General features: G+C 66.1%; 7 protein-coding genes. All 7 read left to right on the forward strand.

Annotation, left to right across the window (positions count from 1 at the left end; genetic code table 11):
- A partial coding sequence (locus E8E75_RS07345; protein ID WP_280358404.1) for a CoA-acylating methylmalonate-semialdehyde dehydrogenase occupies positions 1-1,176 on the forward strand: 1,176 nt, incomplete at its 5' end.
- Positions 1,177-1,221: 45 nt separating this feature from the next.
- Entirely contained in the window at positions 1,222-1,995 is a 774-nt protein-coding gene (locus E8E75_RS07350; protein ID WP_280358406.1) for an enoyl-CoA hydratase, read from the forward strand.
- 35 nt (positions 1,996-2,030) lie between these two features.
- On the forward strand, positions 2,031-2,921 hold the full coding sequence (gene mmsB / locus E8E75_RS07355) for a 3-hydroxyisobutyrate dehydrogenase (RefSeq protein WP_280358408.1): 891 nt from the start codon (positions 2,031-2,033) through the stop codon (positions 2,919-2,921).
- A 2-nt stretch (positions 2,922-2,923) separates the two neighbouring features.
- On the forward strand, positions 2,924-4,009 hold the full coding sequence (locus E8E75_RS07360) for an enoyl-CoA hydratase/isomerase family protein (RefSeq protein WP_280358409.1): 1,086 nt from the start codon (positions 2,924-2,926) through the stop codon (positions 4,007-4,009).
- Positions 4,010-4,038: 29 nt separating this feature from the next.
- On the forward strand, positions 4,039-5,190 hold the full coding sequence (locus E8E75_RS07365) for an acyl-CoA dehydrogenase family protein (RefSeq protein ID WP_120650613.1): 1,152 nt from the start codon (positions 4,039-4,041) through the stop codon (positions 5,188-5,190).
- A gap of 250 nt (positions 5,191-5,440) precedes the next feature.
- Positions 5,441-7,072 carry a methyl-accepting chemotaxis protein gene (locus E8E75_RS07370; RefSeq protein WP_280358411.1) on the forward strand — a complete coding sequence of 544 codons (1,632 nt, stop codon included), beginning with the start codon at positions 5,441-5,443 and terminating at the stop codon, positions 7,070-7,072.
- A 228-nt stretch (positions 7,073-7,300) separates the two neighbouring features.
- Positions 7,301-8,791 carry an aldehyde dehydrogenase family protein gene (locus E8E75_RS07375; RefSeq protein WP_280358413.1) on the forward strand — a complete coding sequence of 497 codons (1,491 nt, stop codon included), beginning with the start codon at positions 7,301-7,303 and terminating at the stop codon, positions 8,789-8,791.
- Positions 8,792-8,834: the final 43 nt, after the last annotated feature.

Below are 8,834 nucleotides of genomic sequence, written 5' to 3' on the forward strand. Positions count from 1 at the left end.
GAGGTGGTAGAACACGCCGCCAACATCGGCACCCTGCAGATGGGCGAACTGGCCAACAACGTCGCCAACGGCGTGGACACCTACACCCTGCTGCAACCGATCGGCGTGTGCGCCGGCATCACCCCGTTCAACTTCCCGGCGATGATCCCACTGTGGATGTTCCCCATGGCCATCGCCTGCGGTAACACCTTCGTCCTCAAGCCCTCCGAGCAGGACCCGCTGGTGACCATGCGCCTGGTCGAGCTGGCGCTGGAAGCCGGCATCCCGAAAGGCGTGCTGAACGTGATCCACGGCGGCGTCGATGCGGTGAACCTGATCTGTGACCACCCGGACATCAAGGCTGTGTCCTTCGTCGGTTCCACCAAGGTCGGCACCCACGTCTACAACCGCGCCTCGCTGAACGGCAAGCGTGCGCAATGCATGATGGGCGCGAAGAACCACGCCATCGTCCTGCCCGACGCCAACAAGCAGCAGACCCTGAATAACCTGCTGGGCGCGTCCTTCGGCGCCGCCGGCCAGCGCTGCATGGCCCTGCCGGTGGTGATCCTGGTGGGCGAGGCGCAAGCCTGGCTGCCGGACCTGGTGGAAAAGGCCAAGACCCTCAAGGTGAGTGCCGGTGTCGAGCCGGGCACCGACATCGGCCCAGTGGTCTCCTGCTCCGCACTGGACCGCATCAGCGGCCTGATCGCCACGGGTATCGAGGAAGGCGCCAAGCTGGTGCTCGATGGCCGCAACCCGAGCGTACCCGGCTATGAGGACGGCAACTTCGTCGGCCCGACCATTTTCTCCGGCGTGACCACGGAAATGACCATCTACCGCGAAGAAATCTTCGGGCCGGTGCTCTGCGTGGTGAACGCCGCCAGCCTGGATGAGGCCATCGCCTTCATCAACGCCAACCCCAACGGCAACGGCACTGCCCTCTTCACCCGCTCCGGCGCCGCCGCACGCCACTTCCAGGAAGAGATCGACGTCGGCCAGGTCGGCATCAACGTACCGATCCCGGTGCCGGTCCCGCTGTTCTCCTTCAGCGGTTCGCGCGCCTCCAAGCTGGGCGACCTGGGCCCCTACGGCAAGCAGGTGGTGCTGTTCTACACCCAGACCAAGACCATCACCCAACGCTGGTTCGACGAAGACGATGTCGGCGGCGCGGTGAACACCACCATCACACTGAAATGATCCCTCCGGGCCGGCGCCTCGCGCCGGCCCGCCTGGAGTAATGCCATGGAATACGAAACCATCCTGGTCTCCGTGCAGGACCGCGTCGGCCTGATCACGCTGAACCGCCCCAAGGCGCTCAACGCCCTCAACTCGCAGCTGGTCGCCGAGCTGAACCAGGCCCTTGACTGCCTGGAGGCGGATGCAGAAGTCGGTTGCATCGTCCTGACCGGTTCGGCCAAGGCCTTCGCCGCCGGTGCCGACATCAAGGAGATGTCCGCCTTCGGCTTTCCGCAGATCTATCTGGATGACTTCTTCGCCGCCGCCGACCGCATCGGTGCACGGCGCAAGCCACTGATCGCCGCGGTCGCCGGCTACGCCCTGGGTGGTGGCTGCGAACTGGCGCTGATGTGCGACTTCATCTACGCCGCCGAAAACGCCCGCTTCGGCCTGCCGGAGCTGACCCTGGGGGTGATCCCGGGCATCGGCGGCACCCAGCGCCTGACCCATGCCCTGGGCAAATCCAAGGCCATGGAGCTGTGCCTGACCGGCCGCCAGCTGACCGCCGAGGAAGCCGAACGCGCCGGCCTGGTAGCCCGCGTTCTGCCGGCCGAAACCCTGCTGGACGAGACCCTGGCCGCGGCCCGTGGAATAGCCAGCAAATCGCTGCCCGCCGCCATGATGACCAAGGAGTGCGTCAACCGCGCCTTCGAGCTGGGACTCAATGAAGGCGTGCGCTTCGAAAGGCGGCTTTTCCATTCGCTGTTCGCCAGCGCCGACCAGAAGGAAGGCATGAATGCCTTCGTGGAAAAGCGCGCACCGAACTTCACCCACCGTTGACCGCCCTCCCGGCCCAATTTCAAGAGGACACCAGCATGCATATCGGATTTCTTGGTCTCGGCAACATGGGCGGCCCCATGGCCCGCAACCTGCTCAAGGCCGGCCACACGCTAACCGTGTTCGACCCCTCGCCGCTGGCGACCGCCGCGCTCGTGGAGCTCGGTGCGCGTACGACCAACAGCCCGGCGGAGCTCGCCCGTGACGGTGTTGCCGCGATCATCACCATGCTGCCCACCGCCGCTCACGTGAAGGCGGTCTACCTGGGCGCCGAGGGGCTGCTGGCCAACATCGGCCCGGGTGTACTGTTGATCGACAGCTCCACCATCGACCCGCTGAGTGCCCGCGACGTCGCCAAGGCGGCCGCCGCCCAGGGCAATCCCATGCTCGATGCGCCGGTCTCCGGCGGCACCGGCGGTGCAGCGGCCGGCACCCTGACCTTCATGGTCGGCGGCACGGCCAGCGCCTTCGACCAGGCCCACCCGCTGCTCGCCGCCATGGGCAAGAACATCGTCCACTGTGGGGACACCGGCAACGGCCAAGTCGCCAAGATCGCCAACAACATGCTGCTCGGCATCTCCATGGTCGGCGTCGCCGAAGCCATGGCCCTGGGCGTCGCCCTCGGCATGGATGCAAAGGTGCTGGCGGGCATCATCAACACCTCCAGCGGCCGCTGCTGGAGCTCGGAAATCAACAACCCCTTCCCCGGTGTCCTGGAAAATGCCCCCGCCTCTCGCGGCTACAGCGGCGGCTTCGGCACCGACCTGATGCTCAAGGACCTGGGCCTGGCCACCGAGGCCGCGCGCCACGCGAAACAGCCGGTCGTGCTCGGCGCCGCCGCCCAGCAGCTGTATCAGACCTTCAGCCTGCAAGGGTACGGCGGGCTCGACTTCTCCGCGATCATCAACCTGTTCCGCCGGGAAGCCTGAGCATGAGTGACGAGGCGCCCATCCTGGCCAGCGTGCGCAACCACGTCGGCCACCTCACGCTGAACCGCCCGGCCGGCCTCAATGCCCTGACCCTGCCCATGGTGCGCCAGCTACATCGTCACCTGTGGGCCTGGGAGCTGGACCCGGACATCGTCGCCGTGGTCATTCGCGGCGCCGGTGAAAAGGCCTTCTGCGCGGGTGGAGACATCCGCATGCTGTACGAAAGCCATGCAGTCGGTGACAACCAGCACCAGGTGTTCCTCGAAGAGGAATATGCGCTCGACGAGTACCTGCACAACTACGCCAAGCCGGTCCTGGAGCTGCTGGACGGCTTCGTCCTCGGCGGCGGCATGGGACTGGCGCAGGCCGCCTCGCTGCGCGTCATCACCGAGCGCACCCGCATGGGCATGCCGGAGGTCGGCATTGGCTTCTTCCCGGACGTCGGCGGCAGTTACTTCCTGCCACGCCTGCCGGGCGAGCTGGGTATCTACCTGGGCGTCACCGGCTGCCAGGTGCGCGCGGCTGATGCGCTGTATGCCGGCCTCGCCGACTACTGCCTGCCCAGCGAACGCATCGCGGAACTGGACCAGGCACTGGACACTCTGAAATGGAGCTATGCGCCGAGGGAGAACCTCGCCCAGTTGCTCGGTTGCCTGGCCGCCGAGCGCATTCCGGGCTCGGAGCTGAAAGCGCTGCGCCCGGCCATCGACCGGCATTTCTCGCTGCCGGATATCACTGCCATCCGCCAATCGCTGCTGGCCGAGGATTGTGCTGAATACTCCGACTGGGCCGAGGAAACCGTGCGCGTGCTGGACAGTCGCTCGCCCCTGGCGATGGCCGTGACCCTGGAACTGCTGCGCCGGGGCCGTCATCTGTCGCTGGGTGATTGCTTCGCCCTGGAGCTGCACCTGGACGACCAGTGGTTCGACAAGGGCGACCTGATCGAGGGTATCCGCGCCCTGATCATCGACAAGGACAAGAACCCGCGCTGGAACCCGCCGACCCTGGCGGACCTGACGCAACAGCAGGTCATGTCCTTCTTCGGCGGCTTCCCGAGCGCGGCCGGCAAACCTCTTCGCACCGCCTGACGGTGCCATCCTGCGGGAGAACAAGCACGATGCATGACCTCGAACTCACCGAAGAACAGCGCATGATCCGCGACATGGCGCGAGATTTTGCCCGCGCTGAAGTGGCACCCCGCGCACAGGCCTGGGAGAAAGCCGGCTGGATCGACGACGAACTGGTACGCCAGATGGGCGAACTGGGCCTGCTCGGCATGGTGGTGCCAGAGCAATGGGGCGGCACCTACATCGACTATGTCGCCTACGCCCTTGCGGTAGAGGAAATCTCCGCCGGCGACGCCGCCCTCGGTGCCCTGATGAGCATCCACAACTCGGTCGGCTGCGGCCCGATCCTCAACTACGGCAGCGAGGCGCAGAAGGACCAGTGGCTGCCGGCCCTGGCCAGTGGCGCGGCGATAGGCTGCTTCTGCCTGACCGAACCCCAGGCTGGCTCCGAGGCGCACAACCTGCGCACCCGTGCCGAGCTGGTGGATGGCCACTGGGTGCTCAACGGCGCCAAGCAGTTCGTCAGCAACGGCAAACGGGCCAAGCTCGCCATTGTCTTCGCAGTGACCGACCCGGAGCTGGGCAAGAAAGGCCTCTCCGCCTTCCTGGTACCCACCGACACGCCCGGCTTCGACGTCGACCGCAGCGAACACAAGATGGGCATCAAGGCCTCCGACACCTGCGCCGTGACCCTGAGCAACTGCGTGGTGCCGGAAGCCAACCTGCTGGGCCAACGCGGCAAAGGCCTCGCTATCGCCCTGTCGAACCTCGAAGGTGGCCGCATCGGCATCGCTGCGCAGGCCCTCGGCATTGCCCGGGCGGCCTTCGAAGCGGCGCTGGGCTATGCACGCGAGCGGGTGCAGTTCGGCAAGCCGATCATCGAGCACCAGAGCATCGGCAACCTGCTGGCGGACATGCAGACCCGCATCAATGCCGCTCACCTGATGATCCTGCATGCCGCCCGCCTGAAGAGCGCCGGCCTGCCCTGCCTGTCGGAAGCCTCGCAGGCCAAGCTGTTCGCCTCGGAAATCGCCGAGCAGGTGTGCTCCAGCGCCATCCAGGTCCATGGCGGCTATGGCTACCTGGAGGACTACCCGGTGGAGAAGTACTACCGGGATGCGCGAATCACGCAGATCTACGAAGGGTCCAGCGAAGTGCAGCGCCTCGTGATCGCCCGCGAACTGGCCAGCTATCAACTCTGAGTCACCCACGTTTTCCGGGCGTCTCCGCTCCCGTGGAGCGCCCGGTTTTTTTGGGGCTCGATTTCACCCTTCCTCCACACGCTGTCTTGCGGTGGCATGAGACAACCCGGTGTCTCAATCGGAGCCGGCAGCCCTGCCTGGGAACGACCCCAGCCTGATGACCCGCACACGCCAGCTCGACAAGGTCCGGGCATGACTGGCACAGGCCTTGCTCCGGCCATCGGAGACCTACAACAAGAAGCCAACTGCCATGCCCAACCTGCGCCATATCGCCATCAGTCACCGCCTGTGGCTGATCCTCTCGACCTCACTGCTGGTACTGCTCGCCCTGGCCGGGCTGATGCTCAGCCAGAACCTCGCCGACCTGCACGCCGCCAAGGCCCTGAAGACCCGCCATGTGGTCGAGACCGCCGGCAGCATCCTGCGCTACTACCAGGGGCAGGAAAGCACCGGCAAGCTCAGCCGCGAAGAAGCCCAGCGGCAGGCCATCGAACTGATGCGCAGCCTGCGCTACAACGGTGAAGACTATTTCTGGCTGGAGGGCCTGGACACGCGCATGGTCATGCACCCCAGCGCCAAGGTCGAAGGCAAGGTCATGACCGGCACGCGGGACCCGGACGGCAAACAGCTGTTCGACGACATGGTGGCTGTCGCCAAGCGCGATGGCGCCGGTCTGGTCCATTACAGCTGGCCGCGTCCCGGCTCCGACGAGCCGGTGCCGAAGGTCTCCTACGTCGAGCTGTTCCAGCCCTGGGGCTGGATAGTCGGCTCGGGCATCTACGTCGACGACGTGCAGGTCGAGTTCCGCGCGCACGCCCTCAACACCCTCGGCATCCTGTTGCTGACGGGCCTGCTGCTCTGCGTCCTGATCATCCTGATCGCCCGCAGCATCGCTTCACCGCTGGACCAGGCGGTCAATGCCATGGCCAACATCGCCAGCGGCGAGGCTGACCTCACCCGTAGTCTCGATGAACACTGGAGTGACGAGTTGACCGCCCTGGGCACACATTTCAACGCCTTCACCCGCAAGCTGCGCGGCGTCATCGGCCATTCGCTGGAAACCGCCGACGCGCTCGACCGTGCCTCACAATCCCTGGGGGTCATCGCCGACGACACCCAGCGCCAGAGCCAGCAACAATCGCAACAGATGGAATTGGTCGCCACCGCGGTCCAGGAGCTTTCCTATGCCGTGCAGGAGGTGGCGCGTAACGCCGAACAAGCCTCCAGCGAAATGCTCGACGCCGAAGAACAGGCGCTGCGTGCCCAGGACAATATCGGCAGCAGCCTGCAACAAATCGACCAGCTCTCGGGCACCATCGGCAAGGCGGTCGACGTCATCCAGTCCCTGGCCCATGAAAGCGCGCAGATCGGCACCGTGTTGGAGGTCATCCGCGCCATCGCCGAACAGACCAACCTGCTGGCCCTTAACGCCGCCATCGAAGCCGCGCGCGCCGGTGAACAGGGGCGCGGCTTCGCCGTGGTCGCCGACGAGGTGCGGCTGCTGGCGCAACGCACGCAGAAATCAACGGCCGAAATCCAGACGATGATCGAGCGCCTGCAAGCCAACTCCGAAGCCGCCGTGCAGGTCATCGACGAAAGCAGCCAGGCGTCGGCGCTGACCGTCGAACAGGCTCGCCTGGCAGGCCGGAGCCTGGAGCAGATTGCCCAGTCGCTGCGTAACCTGACAGGCCTGAACGCCTCGATTGCCAGCGCCACCCTGGAGCAGTCCCAGGTGGTCGAGGACATCAACCTGAACGTGACGCAGGCGGCCTCCCTGGCGGAGGAAAGTGCCCTCGCCGCCAGCCAGTCCAATGCGGCGAGCCATCAGCTCGGAACGCTGGCCAACCAGTTGAACCAGACCCTGAAACAGTTCCGGGTGTAGCCCCACGCTGGCATCTACGGCTTCGCTCCGAACCGGCCCGGCTGAAGCGAGACAGCCGGGCTGTCTCATTCAGAGACACCTGCCCCAGTCCGGCACAACCCTGCCGAATCGATGCGTTGCGCAGAGGACGTCTCTACCTCCGCGCCCGGCGTCCTGCCTGGCCTGCAGGGGCGCTGGCACAGGCCTTGCTCCCGCTGGGCCAGACACCAACAACAAGAGGCCCCGCCCATGCAGACTCCCCCAATTCTTCCGCAAACCCGCTCCTTCCTGGACCGCCCCCATCGGATGCTGATCGGTGCCCAATGGCAGGACGCCGCCAGCGGCAACACCATGAGTTTCCGTAATCCTGCGACCGGCGAAATCCTCGGTGAAGTGCCCTCCGCCACCGCCGAGGATGTGGACCGCGCCGTGCAGGCCGCGCGCCAGGCCTTCGATGATTCCGCCTGGAGCCGCATGCGTCCGCGCGAGCGGCAGAACCTGCTGTGGCGCCTGGCCGACCTGATGGAGCGCGATGCCCAGGAACTGGCCGAACTGGAATGCCTGAACAACGGCAAGAGCGCCGCCGTGGCCAAGGTCATGGACGTGCAGTTGGCCATCGACTTCCTCCGCTACATGGCCGGCTGGGCCACCAAGATCGAAGGCACCACGGTCGACCCGTCCCTGCCGCTGATGCCGGGCGACCAGTTCCACGGCTACATCCGCCGCGAAGCGGTGGGCGTGGTCGGCGCCATCGTCGCCTGGAACTTCCCCCTGCTGCTGGCCTGCTGGAAGCTCGGCCCGGCGCTCGCCACCGGCTGCACCGTGATCCTCAAGCCCGCCGATGAAACCCCGCTGACCGCCCTCAAGCTGGCCGAACTGGTGCTGGAAGCCGGCTACCCGGCCGGGGTGTTCAACGTCATCACCGGCACCGGCCTGAATGCCGGCGTCGCCCTCACCTGCCATCCGGGCGTGGACAAGCTGACCTTCACCGGCTCCACCGAGGTGGGCAAGCAGATCGGCAAGGCGGCCATGGACAACATGACCCGCGTGACCCTGGAACTCGGCGGCAAGTCGCCGACCATCGTCATGCCCGACGCCAACCTCGCCGAAGCCGCCGCCGGCGCCGCCAGCGCGATCTTCTTCAACCAGGGCCAGGTCTGCTGCGCCGGCTCGCGCCTGTATGTGCACCGCAAGCACTTCGACAACGTGATTGCCGACATCGCGGGCATCGCCAACGGCATGAAGCTCGGCAACGGCCTGGACCCCAGCGTGCAGATGGGCCCGCTGGTCTCCGCCAAGCAGCAAGACCGCGTCACCGGCTACATCAACCTCGGCCGCGAACTGGGCGCCACCATCGCCTGCGGCGGCGAAGGTTTCGGCCCCGGCTACTTCGTCAAGCCGACCGTGATCGTCGACGTCGACCAGCAGCACCGCCTGGTGCAGGAAGAAATCTTCGGCCCGGTGCTGGTGGCCATGCCCTTCGACGATATCGACGAGGTGGTGCGCATGGCCAACGACAACCCCTATGGCCTGGGCGCCAGCATCTGGTCCAACGACCTGTCGGCGGTGCACCGGATGATTCCGCGCATCAAGTCCGGCTCGGTCTGGGTCAACTGCCACAGCGCCCTCGACCCGGCCCTGCCCTTCGGCGGCTACAAGCTCTCCGGCGTCGGCCGCGAAATGGGCGCGGCAGCCATCGAGCACTACACCGAGCTGAAGTCGGTGCTGATCAAGCTCTGAGGGCTCCTGTGGGAGCGATTTCAATCGCGAATGAATTCGCTCC

The organism is Pseudomonas sp. BN606, assembly GCF_029873115.1.
Taxonomy (GTDB): Bacteria; Pseudomonadota; Gammaproteobacteria; order Pseudomonadales; family Pseudomonadaceae; genus Metapseudomonas.

What these genes read in the sequence shown, in the direction of transcription:
- E8E75_RS07360 (WP_280358409.1), top strand. Translation starts at nt 2,924, where the DNA reads ATGAGTGACGAGGCGCCCATCCTGGCCAGCGTGCGCAACCACGTCGGC.
- mmsB (WP_280358408.1), top strand. Translation starts at nt 2,031, where the DNA reads ATGCATATCGGATTTCTTGGTCTCGGCAACATGGGCGGCCCCATGGCC.
- E8E75_RS07350 (WP_280358406.1), top strand. Translation starts at nt 1,222, where the DNA reads ATGGAATACGAAACCATCCTGGTCTCCGTGCAGGACCGCGTCGGCCTG.
- E8E75_RS07370 (WP_280358411.1), top strand. Translation starts at nt 5,441, where the DNA reads ATGCCCAACCTGCGCCATATCGCCATCAGTCACCGCCTGTGGCTGATC.
- E8E75_RS07375 (WP_280358413.1), top strand. Translation starts at nt 7,301, where the DNA reads ATGCAGACTCCCCCAATTCTTCCGCAAACCCGCTCCTTCCTGGACCGC.
- E8E75_RS07365 (WP_120650613.1), top strand. Translation starts at nt 4,039, where the DNA reads ATGCATGACCTCGAACTCACCGAAGAACAGCGCATGATCCGCGACATG.